This window comes from Nitrososphaerota archaeon (assembly GCA_011605775.1).
GTDB lineage: Archaea > Thermoproteota > Nitrososphaeria > Nitrososphaerales > JAAOZN01 > JAAOZN01.
This window is the reverse complement of the sequence record JAAOZN010000012.1, coordinates 1-21809: the sequence shown is the minus strand read 5'-3', so window position 1 is coordinate 21809 and position 21809 is coordinate 1. Positions and strand designations below refer to the sequence as shown.

General features: G+C 46.9%; 21 protein-coding genes and 1 CRISPR repeat array. Of the genes, 7 read left to right on the top strand and 14 right to left on the bottom strand.

Annotation, left to right across the window (positions count from 1 at the left end; all coding sequences use genetic code 11):
* Positions 1-30 precede the first annotated feature (30 nt).
* Positions 31-989: direct repeats of the CRISPR family, unit length 24 nt; unit sequence CTTTCAATTCTCTATGTGAGATTC.
* Between the two features lie 338 nt (positions 990-1327).
* Positions 1328-1651: a 50S ribosomal protein P1 gene (locus HA494_01170; GenBank protein ID NHV96393.1), complete on the top strand. Its 324-nt coding sequence runs from the start codon at positions 1328-1330 to the stop codon at positions 1649-1651.
* A 12-nt stretch (positions 1652-1663) separates the two neighbouring features.
* Here HA494_01170 and rplJ read toward each other — a convergent pair whose 3' ends face one another.
* From rplJ to HA494_01120, 10 genes are all read right to left on the bottom strand, one after another.
* Complete coding sequence (gene rplJ / locus HA494_01165) at positions 1664-2485, bottom strand: 50S ribosomal protein L10 (protein NHV96392.1); 822 nt, start codon at positions 2483-2485, stop codon at positions 1664-1666.
* Positions 2486-2534: 49 nt separating this feature from the next.
* Entirely contained in the window at positions 2535-3182 is a 648-nt protein-coding gene (locus HA494_01160) for a 50S ribosomal protein L1 (GenBank protein NHV96391.1), read from the bottom strand.
* A gap of 51 nt (positions 3183-3233) precedes the next feature.
* Positions 3234-3722 carry a 50S ribosomal protein L11 gene (locus HA494_01155; protein NHV96390.1) on the bottom strand — a complete coding sequence of 163 codons (489 nt, stop codon included), beginning with the start codon at positions 3720-3722 and terminating at the stop codon, positions 3234-3236.
* Positions 3723-3725: 3 nt separating this feature from the next.
* Entirely contained in the window at positions 3726-4211 is a 486-nt protein-coding gene (locus HA494_01150) for a transcription elongation factor Spt5 (protein ID NHV96389.1), read from the bottom strand.
* An 11-nt stretch (positions 4212-4222) separates the two neighbouring features.
* Positions 4223-4393, bottom strand: coding sequence for a protein translocase SEC61 complex subunit gamma (locus tag HA494_01145; protein ID NHV96388.1), 171 nt, complete (start codon positions 4391-4393; stop codon positions 4223-4225).
* Positions 4394-4562: 169 nt separating this feature from the next.
* Positions 4563-5009, bottom strand: a complete 447-nt coding sequence (locus HA494_01140; GenBank protein NHV96387.1) for a NusA-like transcription termination signal-binding factor — start codon at positions 5007-5009, stop codon at positions 4563-4565.
* 52 nt (positions 5010-5061) lie between these two features.
* On the bottom strand, positions 5062-5385 hold the full coding sequence (locus HA494_01135; GenBank protein NHV96386.1) for a 50S ribosomal protein L30e: 324 nt from the start codon (positions 5383-5385) through the stop codon (positions 5062-5064).
* A 5-nt stretch (positions 5386-5390) separates the two neighbouring features.
* Entirely contained in the window at positions 5391-9257 is a 3867-nt protein-coding gene (locus tag HA494_01130) for a DNA-directed RNA polymerase subunit A' (protein NHV96385.1), read from the bottom strand.
* A 5-nt stretch (positions 9258-9262) separates the two neighbouring features.
* Positions 9263-12613, bottom strand: a complete 3351-nt coding sequence (locus tag HA494_01125; GenBank protein ID NHV96384.1) for a DNA-directed RNA polymerase subunit B — start codon at positions 12611-12613, stop codon at positions 9263-9265.
* Position 12614: 1 nt separating this feature from the next.
* Positions 12615-12881, bottom strand: a complete 267-nt coding sequence (locus HA494_01120) for a DNA-directed RNA polymerase subunit H (protein ID NHV96383.1) — start codon at positions 12879-12881, stop codon at positions 12615-12617.
* 141 nt (positions 12882-13022) lie between these two features.
* On the opposite strand from HA494_01120, the gene HA494_01115 reads away from it, so the two are divergent.
* Positions 13023-14822 (top strand): glycosyltransferase, encoded by a 1800-nt coding sequence (locus HA494_01115; protein ID NHV96382.1) that lies wholly within the window; start codon positions 13023-13025, stop codon positions 14820-14822.
* Positions 14823-14825: 3 nt separating this feature from the next.
* Here the strand turns inward: HA494_01115 and HA494_01110 are convergent, their stop codons facing one another.
* The gene (locus tag HA494_01110) at positions 14826-16133 is read right to left on the bottom strand and encodes a glycosyltransferase (GenBank protein ID NHV96381.1); all 1308 of its coding nucleotides are present in this window, start codon (positions 16131-16133) and stop codon (positions 14826-14828) included.
* A 52-nt stretch (positions 16134-16185) separates the two neighbouring features.
* On the bottom strand, positions 16186-16542 hold the full coding sequence (locus HA494_01105) for a hypothetical protein (GenBank protein ID NHV96380.1): 357 nt from the start codon (positions 16540-16542) through the stop codon (positions 16186-16188).
* A 63-nt stretch (positions 16543-16605) separates the two neighbouring features.
* Between HA494_01105 and HA494_01100 the strand changes: the two genes are divergently transcribed.
* From HA494_01100 to HA494_01080, 5 genes are all read left to right on the top strand, one after another.
* A complete protein-coding gene (locus HA494_01100) occupies positions 16606-17655 on the top strand; it encodes a hypothetical protein (protein ID NHV96379.1) in 1050 nt (349 codons plus the stop codon).
* Positions 17656-18777: a geranylgeranyl reductase family protein gene (locus tag HA494_01095; protein ID NHV96378.1), complete on the top strand. Its 1122-nt coding sequence runs from the start codon at positions 17656-17658 to the stop codon at positions 18775-18777.
* Between the two features lie 57 nt (positions 18778-18834).
* Positions 18835-19131 (top strand): metal-sulfur cluster assembly factor, encoded by a 297-nt coding sequence (locus tag HA494_01090; protein NHV96377.1) that lies wholly within the window; start codon positions 18835-18837, stop codon positions 19129-19131.
* A 94-nt stretch (positions 19132-19225) separates the two neighbouring features.
* Entirely contained in the window at positions 19226-19834 is a 609-nt protein-coding gene (locus HA494_01085; protein ID NHV96376.1) for a SagB/ThcOx family dehydrogenase, read from the top strand.
* A 52-nt stretch (positions 19835-19886) separates the two neighbouring features.
* Positions 19887-20444 (top strand): hypothetical protein, encoded by a 558-nt coding sequence (locus HA494_01080; protein ID NHV96375.1) that lies wholly within the window; start codon positions 19887-19889, stop codon positions 20442-20444.
* A 2-nt stretch (positions 20445-20446) separates the two neighbouring features.
* On the opposite strand, the gene cdhB is transcribed toward HA494_01080, so the two are convergent.
* Both cdhB and HA494_01070 read right to left on the bottom strand, forming a co-directional pair.
* Positions 20447-20989: a CO dehydrogenase/acetyl-CoA synthase complex subunit epsilon gene (cdhB, locus tag HA494_01075; protein ID NHV96374.1), complete on the bottom strand. Its 543-nt coding sequence runs from the start codon at positions 20987-20989 to the stop codon at positions 20447-20449.
* 4 nt (positions 20990-20993) lie between these two features.
* On the bottom strand, positions 20994-21809 hold an 816-nt coding region (locus HA494_01070; GenBank protein ID NHV96373.1), incomplete at its 5' end, for an acetyl-CoA decarbonylase/synthase complex subunit alpha.

Here is a 21809-nt window from a genome sequence, read left to right as displayed (position 1 = left end):
CGGTAATACTCCGCAGCAGCACGTTGTAATCTTTCAATTCTCTATGTGAGATTCTTCTCTTTATCAGCGTATTCTGCATCTCAAGCAGAAGCAAACTTTCAATTCTCTATGTGAGATTCCAAATAACATTAAGCTATAAGTCAAATATATTTTACACTTCTTTCAATTCTCTATGTGAGATTCTTAAATATATAGAATATATGGGAATGAGCTGATCTATCTTTCAATTCTCTATGTGAGATTCAATTTTTTCTTCTAGCCACTACAGGAAAGGTAGAAGTCTTTCAATTCTCTATGTGAGATTCACTCGCCGCTCTCAACCAATATGTCGAAGATGTAAGCCTTTCAATTCTCTATGTGAGATTCTGGAGCTCAAAGGAGCTGCTACCAGACCTCTAGCTGTCTTTCAATTCTCTATGTGAGATTCCCAAAGGTAGAAGTGGGTGGAAAAATGAGCACCACTCCTTTCAATTCTCTATGTGAGATTCCGGAATGTGTGGACAATCCATTCAACCCAATAGTCAAATACTTTCAATTCTCTATGTGAGGTTCTTTCAACTTGGCGAGAAATCTACGGGGTGGCGAAGGGTGCTTTCAATTCTCTATGTGAGATTCTGCTGCAAATGTAACGGCATAACCAATTACAGTGAACTTTCAATTCTCTATGTGAGATTCACTAACTAACTACCGCTATATATACGACCTAGCTTAATACTTTCAATTCTCTATGTGAGATTCGACTTCCAGTATAGCTGGTTGTATAGGTGGTTTAATAGCTTTCAATTCTCTATGTGAGATTCCTTAGCGACAGCATATTTCATTACCGCCTCGATTACGCTCCTTTCAATTCTCTATGTGAGATTCTTGCGCACCCGCCTACCCGAAGGGCGGGTTCTAAGCGACTTTCAATTCTCTATGTGAGATTCAGAATTGCTGGATCTCTTGGTCTGTTAGCCCCTGTTTTCCTTTCAATTCTCTATGTGAGATTCCGACCCCTTTCCTCACTCTTTTTATAGGTTTAAGGGGTGATTTAAGCCTTTCTAAAAGGGGATGCACCGCTACCCCCCAACTTGCATCAAGATATATAAAGGGGTAGCAGCTCCTAAACTTCAACCCCCTTTATATCGCGTATAGGCCCTCTTGTCTACATGGTCGCTTATCAGCGAGCTCTTTGTTGATGTTACCCCTAAGGCGTCTCCTATCTTGATCCCACCGAGCCATCGGACCTCGAAAGGTTGCTGATGATAGTGATAACTTAGATCATTGAGTACGTTGCTCAAAACTCTTAAATAGTCTGCTCGCATCCCCGAGCAGATGACGAGGGGCTATGGAATACATATATGCTGCTCTGCTCCTTCATAGGCTTCAGCAGCCTATAACTGAAGAGAATGTGAAGAAGGTGATAGCTGCAGCCGGTGTAACACCCAACGAAGTTAAGGTGAAGGCTCTAGTCTCAGCCCTATCTGAGATCAACATAGATGAAGCTATAAAGAACGCCACACTAACACCAATAGCAGCACCAACCACCGCGGCTCCAGCAGCACCGACACAAGCACCAGCAGCAGCACCAGCCAAAGAAGAGAAGAAGGAAGAGGAGGAAAAGAAGGGCGAAGAAGAAGCACTCGCCGGACTAGCAGCACTATTCGGCTGAAAAATCCTATTTCTAAGAGTAGCCTTTCTTACGCAGCTCCCCAGCAAGCGCCGATGCTTTCAGATGAGCTTCACCAACTATCCTCATTGTTGTAGCTCTATCAGCGGGGTAGCCTGCTGAAACCGCTACTGCAAAGCTCTGCTGAACCGCTCTCGCTATCAGCAGCGGTAAGCTCTCTTTAGACGGGTAGCCCACCTCAACCGCAAGTGCCAAGGCTTGAGCGTGTAACCCTCCTATCTGTTTGGTGTATTCTTCTAAGTCGATCTTCAGATCCTCCTCCATCAAGACGATGCCGTCTACATACGCTGCGTTGATGGAGATGCCCGCTCTGATCGGCTTTATACCAAGTTTAGCCAGCAGACCAGCCAACTTAGGTGAGATGACCTCACCCCTCTGTCTAACTACGGTATCTTTGGCGACCCAGATGCTACCAGCATCTATCCTAGTAGGCACACCACACTCCTTAAACTCACTAAGCACCGGTCCAGGAGGCAAGCCTGTGTTACCCGCAGGCACCACTATCGGGTCTGTAGCTACATCACCAGCACGCGCAGGCAGAAACACCTTATTCTTCTCCAACATCAGATTAAGCTTAAACGGGTCTAGGTTTGTGAAGATAAGAAGGTTCTGCCCTTCTAGAAGCTTCACAAAGGCTTCAGAGTTTTTAAGCTTCCTTAGCGCCTTCTTGGCCAAAGTATTCTTCGCAACAAGAAACCGAGCCTGACCAGCGAGTTTTCTTCTAAGGCTCATCAGCTGAGAAGCCCTGACCTTACTCAACTTAGCTAAAGCTATCACATTGTAGCGTGAAACCAGCTCCTCCAGCTGTGTGAGCATCTTCACCTTCTTCTCTGGGTATTCAAGCCTAACTTTAGACAACACAATATCACCTTACCTGAAGAATGCTAGGTGGGCTCATGGTGAGCTTCATAACTACCTTCCCTATGTTCTTTAAGCCCATCGGCAGCTTCTTAGCGACAGCATCTATCACCGCTAGCGCGTTATCTATGATCCTCTCATCAGCCATCTTCTCATCACCCACTTTGCAGGCCGCAGCCAGCTGATTTCGGCTCCTGACCCTTACAGCGCTGCGGTATCTTGCTAACATCTGCTCAATCGGCGCGTTAGGTGGTATGGGTGTAGGCATCTTCCCCCTTGGGCCAAAGAATTGACCAAGTATCTTACCTACCTTAGGCATAAGCGACGCCTCAGCCAAGAAGAAGTCGTAGCTCGATGCTATCTTTCTGATCATCCTCTTCTGGTTAGCAAGCCTATCGAGCTCGTCACCATCTATAACCAAGTCAGCACCAGCGTTACGCGCTCTTAGAGCAAGGTCTCCTGAAGCGATGACACAGACCTTTGGTTTCTTCTCGAAAGGGTGGGGTAAGAAGACGATCTCGTTAAGGTTTAGCGGCTGCTTCACATCCAAATCCCTAAATGTTAAGATCAGCTCAAAAGATTGGCTAAAGTTTCTCCTAACAGCCTTCTGCCTTGCCTCTTGAACGAGCTGCTTTAGGCTTTCGGCGCTTACCAACCTAGACACCTTAGTTAAGCACTCTGCCCAAAGAGGGGTTATAAAAGCTTGTTATACTTTAGAAAGTATATCATCCCATCCGCCGCTATCCACTTCCTTAAGCACAACCCTCGGATCCTTATCCTCAACCTTTATACCCATGCTGACACAAGAACCTAGAACCTCCTTTACCGCCGACTTAAGTGTAGAAGCATAGGAGCTTCCCATCTTCACCTTCGCTATCGAAACAATCTGCTCCCTAGTCAAATTGCCTACAAAGTTAGTCTTGGGGTTCCCCGAGCCTTTCTCTATCCCAGCCTCCTTAACCAGCAGCGCCGATGTAGTTGGTGTACCAACCTCTACCTCAAAACTTTTAGTTTCTGTATCAACCGTTATCTTAACCGGAACCCTCATACCCTTGTACATGGCTGTTGCTTCGTTAATCTTCTTAACTACAGCCATCACGTTAACGCCGAGTGGGCCTAGTGCTGGACCTAGCGGAGGGCCTGCGTTGGCTTCTCCACCAACTATCAGCGCCACAACCGTCTTCGTTTCACCCATCTTCTACCCACCGCCTTCCGTCTTCTTAACTAGCTTCAAATAGTTAGCGTCGACTGTTACTGGGAGCTGATAGGGTGTATCTAATAGGACTATCGTAGCTTCTCCTCTAGCCATCTCAAGCCTATCTATTCTAGCCCTCATGCCTTTAAAGGGACCTGCGATGATCTCCACAATATCGTTGACGCTTAACTCAGCTATAACAGGCTTGGATACAAGGAACCTCTCGATGTCGCTGAAGAGCATCATCCCCTGAACTGTGCTCTTAACGTGCTTGAACCCCATAACCGTCTCTGTCACAACCTGCGCATTAGTTGCTTCAAACAAAACATACCCTTTCATCCCCTCCAAGACAAGAATCGAATAGATAGGTTTCTGTCTCCGTAGAAGTATGGTATAGGCATAGTTAGCGACGGCCTTTTCCTGCCCACCAGTTGTCTTTACGGCGAAGAATCTTGAGCCTATAGTTGATTCGCTTCTGGATTCACTCACATTCTTCACCCTTAGCCCAGCTTTATAAGAGCGCTTACAAAGAGTATTAAAAAGCCTATACTCCCAACTACAAAAAGCCCTAAAAAGACTAGTTTTAGGTAGAGTATAAACTCTTCTCTACCAGACTTTCTAGCTAGTTTTAGCGTATGCCAAGTAGATGATAGGAACTCTTTTAAACCCAACTTTCTCTTCGCCTTTTACGCAACACCAGCTGACAGAGTTCCATCATATATACCTTTAGATAACCGCTGATTTATCTACCAAACAAGATGTTACGCAAATTAGCAGAGAGTATGGAATCGGCTTCCAGTAACCCTCTCTACTATCCATCAGACATCAGTTTTCAATGCTCTATTGGGAAACGATGTGTACATTCGCTATCTGGAAGTAGCGTTTAGCTAGGAGCCTCGCCTTCTCGGCGTTCTTGCCATTTCTACCCACAACAGCGCTCTTCTTCTTAGCGTCAACGACCACCACAGCGATCTTAGATCCGTCAAGCTTTTCTGTTAAGCGAACATCGAGAACATATTTAGGCTCGAGGGCGTTCTTTATGAAAGTCTTCGGGTCATCAGAATATTCAACGAGTTCCACAGGCTTACCGACTAGACGCTGAAGCGTTTTAACCACTATACCATTCTTGCCTATGGCTCGCCCCATCTCCCCTGGGTTTACTACGTAGATCACTCTTCCGTTCTTTTCATCTATAACGCAGTCTCTGACACCAGCACCCGATACGTTCTGAAAGAGCGACATTAAGCCCAACTCTTCTGAGGTTAGTTTGATTCTTTGTGTAACCATAGCCTCCTCTTCACTACCTCAACCCGACAGTATACCTTCTATGAAGATGAATTTAAGCATAACTAGGCTGCACCGCCTCATTCAGCAACGGCGTAAGATCAGCATCTCCAGCTGCTTTGACAGCTAAAGCGGAGATCCTAAACCTTTTGCCGCAGAGACTACCCAATTCAAACGATGTCCCCTCATATGGTAAGGTTGGGACGTTCACGGCTCGGCAGGCTTCGATAAGCTGTTTGAGCTTGTCTTTAGGTATTTTTGTTGAATAGATGACTATCTTGGAGCCGCGTATCGATTTCTGAACCTCTCTAAGCCCTAGTACACATTTGCCCGTCTTGACGGCTTTTAGTAGTATTTGACCGAGTTCCCTCTTATTCATGTTGATCAACCGTGCATAAATAGATCCACCATACCTGTACCAACGGGTATAGGAAGACCTACGATCACGTTTTCAGTCACGCCTTTAAGCTCCTCCACTTCGCCTTTAACCGCAGCCTCAGCCAGTGTTGGGACTGTTATCTCGAAGGCGGCTCTGGCAAGAACGCTCGTCTTTGTCCCAGCTACACCGTGCCTACCTATTTGCTGAACTTCTCCTTTGGCTGTCATCAGATCAGCGATCAGATATATGTGCCTAATGTCAACTTCAAGCCCTTGCTCATCTAATGTACTCATAATTTCGTTCACGAGCGCTGTTCTAGCTGCCTCTATACCAAGCACTGTCGCTATCTCAAAGATGTTGTTAGTTATGGTCCTTCTACGGTCTACGCCTTCAACCTTAAGTGTCTTAGAAAAGTTTGAACCAGAGGTTCTTATGAACCATTCATCACCCTCCTTCTCAACCGTGACTCTGTTAACGTTAGGTATGCCCTTAACCTTCATATTCAGTATCTTATCCAACTGCATATTCAAGCCTATTAGGTCAAGTCCCTCTAAGCGGATTATTAAGGTGAGGTTAGCCTCATCAGCTTCTACCTTCCGCTTACCCGCCTCAACCACCTTTTTAACTTCGTGAAGTGTGCAATCTCTTTCAGAAAGCTTATCCTTATCGAATCTTAGCACAATCGCTTCATTCACATAGTCGACTTCGGCGTCAGCGATGAGGTCGCTGACTTTGGTGAAGAGGATCTGCTTAGCGACTTTGAGCGCGACCTTGTTCAATATCTTACTCTTCTCTTGCTCTATTTCTTCAGGAGAAAGTTTAGCCCATTTCTCCTTATTCTCCTCTTCCGCCTTCTTGAGCTCAGCCGCGGCGTAATCTGGATCTATGTAGACCGTCATCGAAGCCTTGCTAGGCTGCTTTCTAGCATCAACCAGTTCTATCAACCTAGGTAAGCCAAGTGTAACATCCTTCTCCCTAACACCTGCAAAGTGGAAGGTTCTGAGTGTCATCTGGGTACCTGGTTCGCCTACAGACTGCGCAGCAACCACACCAATGGCCTCACCGGGCTCAACCGTAGCCCTCTTAAGAAGCTCTACTATACGTTTGCAGACATTTTCTACAGACTTGATCTCTAGCGGGTTTTCTTTGAGAGCCGCATATAGGTCTTGGATCAACCTTGGGTTGAGCTCCTTAGCGTATTTAGAAACAACTTTCTTGACCTCCTCTTCTGATGCTGGCTTAGACGTCTTAGCAATGAGAGCTTCTGTTTCTACGAGTCTAGGTATGTTGACAGCCATACCGTGATCGCTCTTAGCCGGATCAACACCGTCTTCACCATAAACGAATTGAATGATGTGCCCATATGGGTCTCTCACACTAAGATCATACTCAACTCTAAGGTGCTCCATGGCGTTTACAAGCCTACGCTGCATGTACCCGCTCTGCTGTGTTCTGACAGCTGTGTCCACAAGTCCCTCACGCCCACCCATAGCGTGGAAGAAGAACTCCACCGGAGACAACCCATCTCTGTAATTCGACTTAACGAACCCCTTTGCGTCAGGAGATCGTTCGCCTGGGAGGAAGTGTGGTAGGGCCCTATCTTGATAACCCTTCTCTATACGGCGACCACGCACAGACTGCTGCCCCAAGGAAGCCGCCATCTGACCTATGTTGAGCAGAGAGCCTCTAGCGCCAGTTCTAGCCATGATCACCCCTGGGTTCGATTCTGGGAAGGATCTGTCAGCGATTCTTCCGGCCCTATCTCTTGCCCTCTGAAGTTCGTTCACAATGTATAGCTCAAGCGCTTCCTCGGGCGATAACCCTCGCGCCAAAGGTAGCTGTTTCTTCTCATAGAGGTCAAAGAGCCTAGATACTTCACTATATGCTTCTTTGATAGATTCGTCTATCTTCTTTCGAACCTCTTTAGGTAACTCCAGGTCATCGTAGCCGTAGGTGAAGCCTCTTCTCGTAATATAGGCTTTCAAAACAGCAAGTATAGAGTTTAGGAACCTCCTAGCTTCGTCTGTGCCGTAATCTTTGGTTATTCTGTGGAGCAGACTGTTAGGCTCCTCAGCTCCTATAGCTGCTCTATCTATGACCCCGCTTACCAGTTCACCATTTTTCACTATAACATCCTTCACATTACCCTTAGCCCATTTAGAAGCCATAACGTAGTTAAAGTCCTTCGGGAGGAAGAGTGAGAAGAGCTGCTTGCCGCTGTAAAGCGGCTCAGGCGACTTCACAATAGGCTCTGGTAGAGGACCAACATACCCTCCAGCCAAGGCTAGGCTAGTAAACTCCTCTTTAGTAAGTCTGGTTGAGTCGTGGGTCAGTAGATACGCTGCTGTAAGGTAATCACGTATAGCCCCTATGATAGGACCACCATATCTAGGCGAAATGATCTGATCTTGCACCCTCATAAGCATAAGAGCCTCTGCTCTAGCCTCCTCGCTTTGAGGCACGTGGAGGTTCATTTCATCGCCGTCAAAGTCAGCGTTATAAGGCGGGCAGACGGCTGGGTGTAGTCTAAAGGTTCTGTAGGGCAGCACTTTAACGAAATGAGCCATTATAGACATTCTGTGTAGTGATGGTTGTCTGTTAAAGAGGACTACATCCCCATCCATAAGGTGCCTCTCGACAACATACCCTAAACCTAGGCTCTCTGCTAGGGCTGAGCGGTCTGAAGCGTAGTCTAGGCGTATCTTTACACCATCTGGTCTGATCACATAATTAGCGCCGGGATGCTTCTCGGGACCATTCAGAACTAACTGCTTTAGGAAATCTATATTCCAAGGAGCTACTCTTTCTGGTATAGTGAGCTTCTTTGCGACTTCGTACGGCACACCCACCTCACAGATATCTAGATTAGCGTCAGGAGAGATTACAGTTCTGCTTGAGAAGTCAACCCTCTTACCCGATAGACTACCCCTAAACCTTCCTTCTTTACCCTTTAGCCTTTGGCTTATGGTCTTCAGCGGTCTGCCAGAGCGATGATGCGCTTGAGGTATACCAGATACCTCATTATCGAAGTATGTTGTAACTTGATACTGAAGTAGATCAACCAGATCCTGCACTATAAGAGGCGGTGTACCAGATTCCTTGCTCTCTTTAACTCTCTGATTAACCCTCAGTATGTCAACGAGCTTATGAGTTAAGTCATCTTCAGAGCGTATACCAGACTCTAAGGTGATAGATGGTCGCACACAAACAGGAGGCACAGGAAGAACTTGTAAAACAAACCACTCCGGTCTAGTGGTGGATGGATCATATCCTAGGAGCCTAAGATCATCATCCGGCACCCGCTCAAGCCTCTCCCGTATAGCGACTGGGAGTAGGCGTGTAGCACCACCCCACTCAGTAATCTCGTGGAAGGTAGTGGGTTTGGTGAACTCAATTTCATATTGAGGCTTATTACAATGCGGGCAGACTTTAACCTTCTTAGTCTTAGCAAGGATCTCCTTCGTAATATCTTCAGCAAGAGTAGGTGTAGAAGGCTTCTTCTCAGCCAACTTAGCGCGATACGAGTCGATATCCTCCTGAGGTAGCAGAAGCCTGCCACAAAACCTGCATGTTGAGACCAGTATCTTTCGGATATCTTCAACGAAGGCTATGTGTAAAACAGGTTCGGCTAACTCGATGTGTCCGAAGTGGCCGGGGCATCTAGCGGCGGTGTTACCACAAGTTGCGCATTTCTGACCTGGTTCTAGTGTTCCGAGTCTGCTATCCATAAGGCCTCCTGTGACCGGCATACCGTCTTCATCATATGTTTCGGGTGCGGAGATCTCTGCTACGGAGTACCTTCTAATTTCGTTAGGTGAGAGGACCGAGAATTTGATCGCATCTACCGCCTTAACTCCTTCCTCTATTAACATATCTATCACACCTTTTCCTTTAACCGAAGCCTAGGTGCTATATTGAGGCTCATCATCTCCTGAAGTAGGAGTTTGAAGGCGTAAGCCATCACAACCTTTGACACGTTCGCCTTCTCGCCGCAGAGTCTGCACACATACTTTCTAGACCTCACATCATAATATGCTATAAGCCCGCACTCCTCGCAAACATAGACTTCCGTCTTGTCGGCTTCGTCAAGAAGCCTATCTTTAAGGACTATAGATGTACCGTAGGCTATCAAGCAGTCTCTCTCCATCTCTCCGAACCTCAGACCACCTCCCCTCGCCCTACCTTCCGTAGGCTGCTTAGTCAACATCTGAACCTGCCCTCTTGCTCTAGCGTGTATCTTATCAGCAACCATGTGGTGCAGCTTCTGATAGTAGACTATTCCTATGAATATATCCGCCACATACCTTTTGCCGGTCCTACCATCATACATAACTTCTTTTCCAGAGCGCTTAAACCCATATGATTCCAAGATCTGCGCCAACTCCTCTACTGGCTCTCCAGCGAACGCCGTGCCATCAGCTGGGTAGCCACGAAGCGCCGCAGCTTTACCAGCTATGGACTCTATAAACTGCCCAACGGTCATCCTTGACGGGAAGGCGTGCGGGTTGATTATAAGATCAGGTACTATCCCATCTTCTGTATAAGGCATATCCGCCTGTCTGAAGACTACCCCTACGACACCTTTTTGTCCGTGTCTTGAGGCAAACTTGTCACCGATCTCAGGTATTCTGAGATCACGAACCCTCACTTTATACATCTTTTCGCCATCTACATTCTCTGTAAAGAAGATAGCATCCGCGACCCCTGACTCAGAAGGTCTAATACTTATGGATGTGTCACGCCTATACGGTCCCCTGATTTCAAATTCTTTGTACTCCTCCATGAATCTCGGTGGGCTCGTCTTCCCGATTACAACGTCTCCGCCAGAGACTACCGCTTCGTGCGCTACGACACCATCAGCTTCGAGTAGACGATAATACTTTTCGCCGCGGTATCCACGAACATTAGCGTCCGGCGATGGTATCTCAAAGTTATCTTTCATCCCGCCGAGATACTGCTTCGACTCGGCTTCATAGATGCGGTAGAAGAATGACCTAGCCAAGCCTCTGTCGATTGAAGATTTATTCAGTATTATGGCGTCCTCTATATTGTACCCCTCGAATGAGAGAACCGCTACTACGAAGTTCTGTCCAGTTGGTCTTTCGTTGAGGTTAAGTAGTTCAGCAGCCCTAGTTGTGACGAGCTGCCTCTGAGGATAGATTAGAAAGTGCTGCCTAACATATGTGGTGGTTAGGAGTGTGGGGGAGAGGAAGCCCAGTGACTGCTTAGCCATAGCTGCTTCATATGTGTTGCGTGGAGACTGGTTGTGTTCTGGGTAGGGTATGATCGATGCGGTCACACCTAAGATGGCTGCCGGGTGAAGTTCAAGATGTGTGTGCTTCTCGGTAAGCTCTTCCGGCTTAATGGCTATGTAGGTGTTTTCTTCCTCATTCGCGTCTATAAGCTCTATAACACCCATGTGTAGCAGATCACGCCAACTAATTTCCTTCGTCCGTATTCGCTTTATGTGCTCCTCAGTAAGAAGAGGTTTACCATCCTTTACCACAATGAGCGGTCTTAGAACCCTACCAGAACTCGTGTGGATGTAAATACGCCTCGAGGCTTTCGGATGCTTAGGTTCATAGTAATAGATGCTTGCGTGTGGGTGTATTTGCCCCTCTCGCCTAAGTGCTCTGAAGTTTGCTGCTAGCGTAGCTCCATCTTCCACAAACCCAACAAACCTACCTTCCACAAAGACTTTACACCCGTTTCTCTTAAGGTCTTCAGAAGCTTCCTTTACGCTCAGAACCCCCAGATCATATAGTCTGTTCACAATCTCCTCTTGAGGCACTTCTATTGAGATTATGGCTGAGAGTGCAAGATTCTTTACCAAGCCGCAGTTAGAACCTTCAGGCGTTTCGTTGGGACAGATTCTACCGAAGTGTGTCGAGTGGAGGTCTCTTGCCTCGAAGTTGGGCTGCCCTCTACTTAGAGGTGATTGAATTCTTCTAAGGTGGCTCAGAGTGGAGAGGTAGTTGGTTCGGTCGAGGAGCTGGGTTATTCCAACCTTACCCTTACCCCAGTTACCAGTTGCTATCGCGTTCCTCAGCTTATCGGTTATTATTCCAGGTCTTATCGCTGCGCTTATAACATTAGATCCTCTTCTCTGTCCCATCCTTTCTAACTGATATTTTATATCACGCACGAGGTTTCGGAAGGCTGTTCTAAATAGGTCTGCTAGGAGTTGACCTGCAAACTTTATGACCTTGTTACCGTAGTGATCCTTATCGTCTGGTTGAATCCAGCCCAATCTTAACTCAAGCAGCTTACAGACCACTTCACCTAAGAAGACCGCTTTGGTGTAGCGGTCATTGGCCGTCTTACCTAGGTGTGGTAGAAGACCCCAGTCCAGAAGCGTCTCGGCCCTCCTTATCCTCAGCTCATCTAACATACCGTGGGCTACGCGGTTACCTATGTAGATCAGAGCTTCGTGCTGTGTTAGTGCATCCGATGCCTTCTCGAATGAGACATCAAGAAAGTCTTGAATCTCAGGCTTTAGAGACACCATCTCCGCTATATCCTTATCAACTTCAACACCAAGTGCACGCATCACAATCACAAAAGGCAGCTCTACTGGCGAAGTAGGCAGCTTAACCGCTATCGAGCCATCTTGCTTCAGAACTACTTCTAATTTGGATCTGTAGCCTATAATCGAGGAGTAGACTCTTGCAGTGTAGAGTGTGGTGCCGCTTTGCTTCTCCACATCTACAAGTATCTTGTTCGGTGAAAGGTCCTCTAACCCTATAATCACCCTCTCACTACCGTTTATTATAAAGTAGCCTCCGGGGTCTTTAGGGTCTTCACCCAGCTCTATGAGCTGCTCTTCAGGGAGCCTGCTTAAGACACATAGGTTCGATTTAACCATCACAGGTAGGTCTCCTATGTGATGGAACTGCACGTCTTTTATGATGCCGTTCTCTTCCACCATCATTTCAAGGTAGATTGGTGCCGCATACGTTAGGTTCCTTAAGCGTGCCTCAAGAGGTGTTATGTTGCTTATCGAGCCATCTCTCTCAACGACCCGTGGTTGACCAAGCCTTACCCTGCCGAACTTAACTTTATAGGCTGTGGTCTGCGTCTCAATATCTATTTCCCCAACTTCATCTATTATGCTCTGTAGCTGCTTCTCAACGAACTCATTATACGAGTTAAGGTGCTGCCTAGCAACCCCCTCTGTCTCAAGGATATCCCGAAGGATCAACCAAGAATCCAACTTTTCTTGCCTCATCTCACTCCACCACATACCTATAGTAGACTGATTCACCAGCTGTCTCGCTTCGGCGTGTTATCTTCAGTATCTGACCGGGTTTCGCACCAAGTTCTCTGACGACTGGGTCTGAGGCGCAGATATAAGGTAGTTGCTCCGGTGTTGCGTGTATTCGCTTCAGGAGTTCCTGTGCTTCTTCTTCAGATAGTATTTCGTGTTTGGGGACGTAGATGTGCTCAGTTACTCTGAGCCCGCTAATTTTTTCTTTTTCAACTTCCTCTTCTAGCATATTTTATATTCACGCTCGAGCCTATACGGTTACTAAAACACCCTCCACAAAACGACCACATACCTCTCCAAAGGGTATATATTTAAACCTTCCCCTAGCGAAGATAAAAACTTATCCCCCTTTACTATAAGGAGTGGTGTAATGCATCGGACACTCAGTGCTTGGATTCCTGACGATCTCTCTGTTGATAAGAACATCTGGATGCTTACATTCGAATGCCAAGGTTTGGCTTCGGTTGGAGGGCTGGGGGTTGCGGTCTATAATCTAGCACGCGCTTTGGCGAGGAAGTATAGGGTTAGGGTGTTTATGCCTAGTCACGGTAGGCATCTGGAGCCAGATATTAGATTAAAGTATGGTTTCCGTAGAGTGGGCGATTATTTGGTTGAGGGCTTTAGGCGAGGCGAAGACGGTAAGCTCTACCCATATAAGATAGCTTTAGAGCGCGGAGTTTCGGATGGTGTGGAGTATTATCTGTTCAGCGGAGCCGATTCCGAGACAAGCCGATGGCTAGATAACCCAATCATTTACAACGACGCAGTTATGTTTGAGAAGATGTCGCTTTTCGCTAGAGGGCTTAGAGCATACATAGACCACCTCTGTGTAACTGGTGCTTTTGGTGATCTTCCTCATTTGCTTCACCTACACGATTGGCACACCGTCCCAGCAGGCATCTCAGCCAAGCAAGATCTGGAGGAAAGGAGATACTTCTGCCCCACAGTCTTCACCATACATCTGCTGAATATGCGGCGCAGCAGCTGGAGTTACATGGGTGAAGGATGGTGTCAGATTAAGGATGAGGCGCACTTCATCTGGCTCAACGGTAAACACCACTTTAAAGGCGGGTACAGAGAAGTCTGGGATCTCCTAGCAGAGGGATACTTCGAGAAGTTTGGAGCTTATGAAGCAGACCTCCTCATCACCGTCAGCTACTCGTATCTCGAAGACATCCTTTCGTTTGTAGGCGAAGGGATTAGAGGAAAGACTGGGGTGATCTACAACGGCTGTGACTGGGAGTATAGTACTCTGCTGGACGATGTGTTTAGAACGTTTGGGGAAAGGATTAGGTCTGAGTTTGGCGTAAGTGAAGTAAGAAGATGGGATATGAGGCGGTTTCTATTAACCAAAGCCCTGGGTGAAGATAAACCGTTTATTAGAGATGAGGAGTTAAGAAGGTTAATTCACGGTTTTAGTGGCGTAGGAGCGTTACAGGAAGGGGGTACTGTCAAACCGTTTGAAGAAGATGGTCCACTTGTGCTGATGACCGGGCGGCTGGACTGGCAGAAAGGTGTTGATATTTTGCTAAGATCTGTTCCTACCGTGATAAGCAAACTGCCAGACACAAGGTTTCTTCTACTACTAATACCAATCCATCAGACAGATCTCATATATAAGGTGGTTTACGAAGCAGCAAAATACATAGATAATGTGCGATTAATCTTCGGCGAGAGCAAACTATTCCACTTAAGCTACCTCTCTACTGACACATATGCTATGCCCTCGCGTTGGGAGCCATTCGGGATAGCTGCCCTTGAAGCTATGGTCTGCGGAGCGCCTGTTGTGGGTGGTGGTGTAGGTGGGCTAAGGGAAACGGTATTGGATATTCATGAGCATCGTGAGAAGGCCACGGGCATGCTTATACCACCAGAATCACCTGAAGCACTCGCCGAAGGTCTCACTAACCTCCTTCTAATTATGAAGGTTGATGAACTCGCGTGTAAAGGGTTAAATGGTGAAGCTAAGCGGTATATCGACCTAATCACAGACCCGCAGATCAGCAAGATGGTGTTAAACAACTTAAAGCTAGGCTCACTTATACGGAGCAACTGCATAAGAAGAGTGACCAACTACTTCCGCTGGAGCAACGCTGCGGAGATGGCAGAACGCTGCTACAACGAAGCGAGGAAGATGGCCGAGTACAGAGCGTGGGCGTGCTTCCAATAGGCTCTAAAGCTGCACGAGCTTCATCGGAATATACTTGAGCGTCAGATACATTAGCAGATGGTCTCTAACTTGGCGTGTGATAAGGAAGTTCTTACGTACGTGCTCAATACCAGCCCTCCCCATCTCCTTAGCCCTCTTAGGGTTCTTAAGGAGAAAACGCACCCTAGCAGCGGCTTCCTCTACACTATTAACCAAGAAGCCGTTTACGCCATCTATTATCTGAAGCGGTATCCCTCCTGTATTACCTCCAACTACTGGCGTGCCTTTCCAAAGGGCTTCGCTCACAGTTAAAGCAAACCCCTCTTTTAGAGACTTCTGTAGCACCACCTGCGACCCCCTCTGCATAGCGTTGATATCTACATCAGATTGTGGAGGAAGGAGTATTATGTGCACATCCTTGTCACCACCAGCCTGCTGCAGCACAGATCTATATACCTCCTCGCCTTCGGGGTCGTCTGCTGCAAGACCTCCAGCGAGTATGAGCTGGCAATCGATGCGCTCACTGGTTAAGCGTGTTATGTCGAATAGGTCGCCACCCATTAGAAACCTTCTGAACTCTACTACCCCCTCAGGGTATTTAAGTTGCTGATAGACCTTAACTACACCCTCTGGGTCCTTAAGTTTATCGAACCTCCCGATCTGAGATATGATCGGCCTCTTAAGATCAAGCCCGTACTTGCTAAGAATTTTCTCCACTTCCTCCTGCTTCATCTCCTTATTCTTTGGGCTCAGAGGGTCTATTGAAGGTGGTACTATAAACTGCCTTATCAGCAGATCCTTCTTTGCAAACTTATCCGTATGGAAGACAGCAGCATCATACTGTGTGACGAATTTCTTGAGGAAATCCCAGATATAGGGGTCTGGTGTTGAAACATCTATATGGCATCGCCAAATCCATCTACCTTTACGCCTAGGGAAGTATTTAATCAAAGCAGCTGGTTGAGGATCATGAATGACCACGAAGTCTGCTTCATTTAGAACAGCCATTTCCTCTGCGTTCCGCTCATTCACCTTCAAATAGTGGTCGAACCCGTCTTGGCTGATCGCTACAGGCGACCCATGAAGCGCGTTGTGGAAATCTTTGGTGATTTTGAAGAATTTCTCGTCGCCTTGTATGACCAACCACTCAGCGTCCAGCCCGCAGTCTCTAAGTAGAGGGATGAGCTTCTCAAGGATCTCAGCCACACCTCCCCCGACTCTTGTAGAGTTCACATGTATTACCTTAGCACCACCTAACCGCTCACCTAACTCCCTTATCTCATCTACCGCTTTTTGTCCAACGATGGCGCTGTAATCGCTTAAGTGAGGCATCGCTCTAAAACATAACCTCCGGGATAATTAGGCTTTCCAAGCAACCTTCTTACTAGAACCTCTTTTGAAGAAGCTTCTTGATCTCAGATAAAACGTGTTCAGCGTGTTCTGGGAGCAGATGGATCTCATAAGTCCTCTCCCCGCCGTGATACCGCGCTTTGATAACAAGCTTATAGAGGTGTTCACCGTCTGGTGTGGTTGGTACGGCTTGAAGGAAGACATCAATTATGTCGTTAATCCAGATTGTAGGGTAATCTACCCATCGAAGAAGGCTCTCCACCGCCTCTCTTAACAACGGGTGTGAGCTGACAAAGCTCCTTAACTCCTGAATCGTCGCATCACTCAGACTTAAACGTAAGTATTCGGGTGTAAGCTTGATCACTTTGCCGAAGGCTTCGATAACACTCAAGTTACAGCGCTTTACTGCAATCTAATTTATAAGTCTGATGCGCAGAAGCTTGAAAGCAAGGGTATGGCTGAGGGTTCAGAAGCGAGCAGAGCGCATCAAAAGTTTTTTACCGCACTTCGCCGACTACTCACTTCCTCTATACTTCTCCTAATGATTTTGATTGCTGGGTATGCGCTTGCGCCCCTAGTAGGGCTTCTTTCTGCGATAACTATACCAATATATAGTCTTCAGCTCTCTACTGTCATCCTTTTGATAATTGCAGCCCTATTCATCTACTCCCTATTAAATTTCGTTAAAGCCTTCTTGAACTTCCTCCGCCTTCCACAAATGGTCCTTAATCACTTTCCCACCATACTCCCAAAGAGCCTCAATACTGCTACAAGGTTTTTCCTAAACCTTACAGCCCTAATACTGATCCTAATATTGTATTGGGTGTTCTCACCATTCCTTTATCTTATTCCAAGAATCGGTGAGCAGATCGCTGCTGTTATGCAGTTGGTCGTTGCTGCGGTTGTCGCTATCTTCTTCTGGAATTTAGGTAGAACGGTTTACCGAAGCCTAGATCGGATGCTGAGCAGGAGAATTGAGGAACAGCCTACTGTTAGCAGCATAATCCCCTTGAAGACCAAGGTTCTCAAAACCTTCATCTACATAATGTTGACAATGGTGGTTTTGATAATAGCCTACGCCTTGCTACCGGCGATATCACTAGGCGCAAACACACAGATACCGGGCACCACTCTTACTTTAGGCACATTGTATTGGATCATCGCCCTCTCAATAGTGGTCTTATCCCTCTTCTCTCTACTTAGAAATCTACTAGCGGTTTTCAGAATCGGCTACGAGTCCCTCTCAAAGATCATCCCTTTAGATGTTAAGCGCCTTTCACGCCTAAGAAGTGTCGCTTTAAACTTCATCCTTGTAACAGCTATCGTTATACTATTCTTCATCATCTCACCATACATTACAATCATACCAGATGTCGGCGCCTATTTAGCTGCAGCGGGGCAAGTAATGGTTGGAGCCGTCTTGATTCTATTCTTTTGGGATGTTGGTCGAACGATCTATGTTGAGTTAGAAGACGCTTTCAGAAAGATTGAGGAGGTAAGGTAGTTGCTGGAAAGATACGATGTCATAGTTGTTGGAGGCGGTGTTGCTGGATCTGTAGCAGCTAGGTTCGCTGCACAAAGAGGTTTTAGAACACTGTTGGTTGAGAGGTATAAGACGCCCAGAATCAAACCGTGCTCTGGAATCCAGTTCAGATACTTTGAGAAGCTTTTAGGAGCGAGGGTCCCTTCTGAGAAGCTCTGCAGCAACAAACTTTACAAAGTTGAGATGATAACACCATCTGAGAAGGTTTTGAAAGGTAAGATGGAGATGCTGAACTTCTGGAGAGACGTATTTGATAGTTGGCTTAATTCGCTTGCTGCTGATGCTGGTGCCGAATTCTCTGACCATACTCGTGTAATCGATTTTATGGATGAGGAGGGTGTATCTGTTAAGCTGCTCACACAGAATACTGTTAAGGAAGTTAGAGCTCGCTACCTAATTGGCGCTGATGGTATGCTCTCAACTATTAGAAGAAGACTACGCCCTCAAGACTTTGATAGAAGAGCTTCAGGCGCTACGGTCAACTACTATTTTGTTGGTGAAGCGAACCTAGATCCTAACACCTTGTACATGTTTTATCGAAAGGAGTTTTCACCTCTGATGTTCGCTTGGGTATATCTGAAGGATGACAAATGGGTGATAGGGACTGGTGCTAACGAGAACCCTCTGCACTACGCAAAAGCCTTCTTCGATTATGTTAAAGAAAGGTATAGGTTAAGAGGAGCGGTTGTTAGGAGAGAAGGTTTCTCCTCAACCCTAAAGAGCATCGTCTACTTTGGGGAAGGAAATGTTTTGCTGGTTGGTGATGCTGCTGGTCTAGTTGACTTATATCGGGGTGTAGGCATGGATAACGCTGCTCTAAGTGGCCGTTTGGCGGTTAAGGCTTTGATCAAGGCTGAGGAGAAGTGTTTAGAGCCGGCAAAAATATATGGGGATTTGATGAAGAAAGTTAAAAGAAAGATAGAAATTAACGCAAAGAAGCAGATGAAGAGACTATCCTCCAACGAAGAGTTAGAGAGAAGCCTCTCGCCTATAAGTATGCTTAAAGGCGGGCTCTACATGCTCTTAGCTGAGCAGCTAAACAAACTACTCCCACCTGAAAAACTACTATTCTTACCACCTTAGCCGGAGCCGAAAAGATAATATCTTGCGCGAACGCAATATTTGGTGTGGTAGATGTAGTTGGCTGATTTAAGAGAAAAGGTCCTTGAAGCCTTGAGGAACTGCTATGACCCAGAGATCCCGATTAACATCGTTGACTTAGGGCTGATCTACGATCTGAAGATAGAGGATGGAGATGTGAAGATAAAGATGATCTTAACCGCACCAGGCTGCCCAATGGGATTCTTCTTAGTTGAGCAGGTGAAGGAAGCTGTGCTCAGCGTCGAGGGCGTAAAGAATGTCGACGTAACTTTAGTCAACGAACGCTGGACACCAGATAGGATGAGCCCCGAAGTTAGAGCTGGTCTAGGCTTATAACTTAGTAGCTTCTCCTCAATCATCGCTTAAAGCGTTTAATTCTGAACCACCAGAGTAAACATTTAAACCGAAGCCACCTTATTGATCATCCAGCTTGGCTTCCAACATACTTAAGCTGCCTAAACCTAGGACCAAAGGTCTGGTCTCAGTTGAAGAAGCGATTGCGGTTAGACGATCTGTAAGAGAGTTCTCACCAACCCCTATTTCGCTTGAGGATCTTTCACAGCTTCTATGGGCTGCGCAGGGTGTGACTGAGCCCGAATCTGGTGGTAGAAGTGCGCCGTCTGCTGGTGCTACTTACCCGCTTGAAATCTTTGTGTTTGTGAAGCAGGGTGGTGTTAAGGAGGTTGAGGCTGGTGTCTACAGATATCGCCCTTTAGACCACTCTTTGATTAAAGTGGCTTCTGAAGATAGGGTTAGGGCACTTATGGAGGCTGCGCTTTATCAAGAGTTTATATGCGAAGCTGCTGTGAACATCGTTATCGCCGCAAGATACGAGAGGACAACAGCGCGCTACGGTGGTAGAGGTGTTAGGTATGTGCATATCGAGGTGGGGCACGTTGGTCAAAACATAAGTTTGGAGGCTGTCAGCTTAGGGTTAGGTTCTGTTATGGTTGGTGCTTTTAATGATAGCTTGGTGAAGAAGTTGATAGACGAAGCAGCAGAGCCGGTATACATAATACCAATAGGATATAAGCGGTAATGTCTACGGTGTCAAAGGAGAACTATTGAGTAAAATTGGGAGGTGATCGGCGATGGTTGTTATAGATGGTTCAGCTGCCGAAGCAGAAGCTGTTTTGCAAACAGCCAAGCTTATGCTCATCTCAGCCAGAACAGCACCGAAGTCTGGTGGGGTAGATGACATCAGCACCCTCATAGTTACAGGAGAAGATATGCAGCGTATAGCTGAGGAGATGGAGAAGATAGCTGAAGAGAGAAATATACCGGGCTTCATAAGAGATGCAAAGAGCCTACGTAACTCAAGCTGCCTCGTCTTGATCGGCGTTAAATCGAGCAAGAGCTTCGGTATGAACTGCGGTGGCTGCGGCTACTCCTCGTGCGAGGCCTTTAACGCGGCGGCCAAAGTTAAGGGTAATGACTATGTAGGCCCAGCCTGCATCTTCAAAGTTGCTGACTTCGGGATCGCTATAGGCTCGGCTGTGAAGACTGCTAGCATACATAATGTCGATAATCGTGTAATGTATAGGATAGGTACGGCTGCTAAGAGGCTAGGCTACCTAGGTGATGCAGACATTGTCATGGGCATACCTTTGTCCGCTACTGGTAAGAGCGTATACTTTGATAGAAGATGAAATTATCGCTGAGCGCCTCTTAAAAGATCTCTAACAGCTTTTAGACTCTCCTCCCAAGCACCGTCTGTTAAGTTAGGGAATGACCAAGTTGCGTGAGGCTGATAGTATCTGTCTATTGAAATGGTCTTAAGGTGGGTTGCCCGATGCTTTAAGCCTGAAAGGATGGTCCAAGCCATGTAGTAGGGTAGACCGATAAATAATGCTAGATCATATCTTCCCTTACCATCAAGCCCTTTCCACTCCGGGTCCTGTAGCCTACCAGCTATCTCCATCGCAGACATAGAGTAAACATTTTCGTAACCTCTCTTCTTCGCTTCGCCGATTATGTGGGCTGTAGCTACTACATTAGCTCCTCCGGCTCTAGCGATCTCTAAGGCGTAGTCTAATGCGGTGCCCTCTTTAAGCCTCTGCAGCGATAAGTGCCCAGCGACTAAGATCGATCTTTTTGCTTTCTTCATCATCCCTAGTACAACCGCCGGTTTCTGTATTACGAACGCCTTAACTGGACCAGGTATCTCAGCTACTTGCCAAGGCTCTGCAGCCAAGCCCCTACGCCTCCTTTCTGACCAGCCTAGGTAGTAGAGTTGGGTCTGGTATAGGTCTCTCCTTCCAGCCCTTATCCTTAAGAATCTTCATAACCTCGTCTCTGATCGTCACAGAGAGGTCTGACTCACTTCTGACAAATAGGTGTAGGTCATCAGGTAGCGTGCCGTAGAACTTCTTATGCAGATCTATGTAGTGCGAAAGCTTAATCGCTCTACCCTTCGCTGTGTCGTTAGCTCGCATAACCAGCCTAGCCGCCATAACCATAGCCTCCTCCTTAGTCTCAGCAGCATAGAAGAGGTGCTCAGGACAAGGCCCAGCATACACACGCTCGCCAGTCCTAGCATCGTAAACCACCCAATCTTCATCTCTATCGCGCCTACCCAGAAGCATCCTCCTATACTTCGAACCATGCGGACCAACTATAACAGGCACACCAAGCCTCCAAAAGCCGCTAGCTATAGCAGCAGCCTTCTGGCTCATCGCACCCCACGCTATACCAACAGCACCTACCCTGTTGTGTATATAGTCGGCGATCTCCTCGTAGTTGGCTCTGAGATTTCTCCTAGCGAATATGCTTGCTATCTTTATCGCAGCACCAGCTATATGCGCATTGGCTACACAAGAGCCCACATTTGTTACGCCACCTGCGTCAAAACTCCCTGGGAATGTTTCGTATATCGTCTTGCCTTCTTCATCTCTATACATACCGATAGACATGGCTGAGCAGCCTGATGTTACAACGATGTATCTGCGTTTCGCGAATTCTTCAGCTATCTGCGCTACTTCAACGCCGCTAGCAGGGTAGTTTGAGCAGCCTAC

What these genes read in the sequence shown, in the direction of transcription:
- HA494_01170 (NHV96393.1), top strand. Translation starts at nt 1,328, where the DNA reads ATGGAATACATATATGCTGCTCTGCTCCTTCATAGGCTTCAGCAGCCT.
- rplJ (NHV96392.1), bottom strand. Translation starts at nt 2,485, where the DNA reads ATGCTCACACAGCTGGAGGAGCTGGTTTCACGCTACAATGTGATAGCT.
- HA494_01155 (NHV96390.1), bottom strand. Translation starts at nt 3,722, where the DNA reads ATGGGTGAAACGAAGACGGTTGTGGCGCTGATAGTTGGTGGAGAAGCC.
- HA494_01140 (NHV96387.1), bottom strand. Translation starts at nt 5,009, where the DNA reads ATGGTTACACAAAGAATCAAACTAACCTCAGAAGAGTTGGGCTTAATG.
- HA494_01135 (NHV96386.1), bottom strand. Translation starts at nt 5,385, where the DNA reads ATGAATAAGAGGGAACTCGGTCAAATACTACTAAAAGCCGTCAAGACG.
- HA494_01130 (NHV96385.1), bottom strand. Translation starts at nt 9,257, where the DNA reads ATGTTAATAGAGGAAGGAGTTAAGGCGGTAGATGCGATCAAATTCTCG.
- HA494_01125 (NHV96384.1), bottom strand. Translation starts at nt 12,613, where the DNA reads ATGAGGCAAGAAAAGTTGGATTCTTGGTTGATCCTTCGGGATATCCTT.
- HA494_01120 (NHV96383.1), bottom strand. Translation starts at nt 12,881, where the DNA reads ATGCTAGAAGAGGAAGTTGAAAAAGAAAAAATTAGCGGGCTCAGAGTA.
- HA494_01115 (NHV96382.1), top strand. Translation starts at nt 13,023, where the DNA reads ATGCATCGGACACTCAGTGCTTGGATTCCTGACGATCTCTCTGTTGAT.
- HA494_01110 (NHV96381.1), bottom strand. Translation starts at nt 16,133, where the DNA reads ATGCCTCACTTAAGCGATTACAGCGCCATCGTTGGACAAAAAGCGGTA.
- HA494_01100 (NHV96379.1), top strand. Translation starts at nt 16,606, where the DNA reads ATGGCTGAGGGTTCAGAAGCGAGCAGAGCGCATCAAAAGTTTTTTACC.
- HA494_01080 (NHV96375.1), top strand. Translation starts at nt 19,887, where the DNA reads ATGGTTGTTATAGATGGTTCAGCTGCCGAAGCAGAAGCTGTTTTGCAA.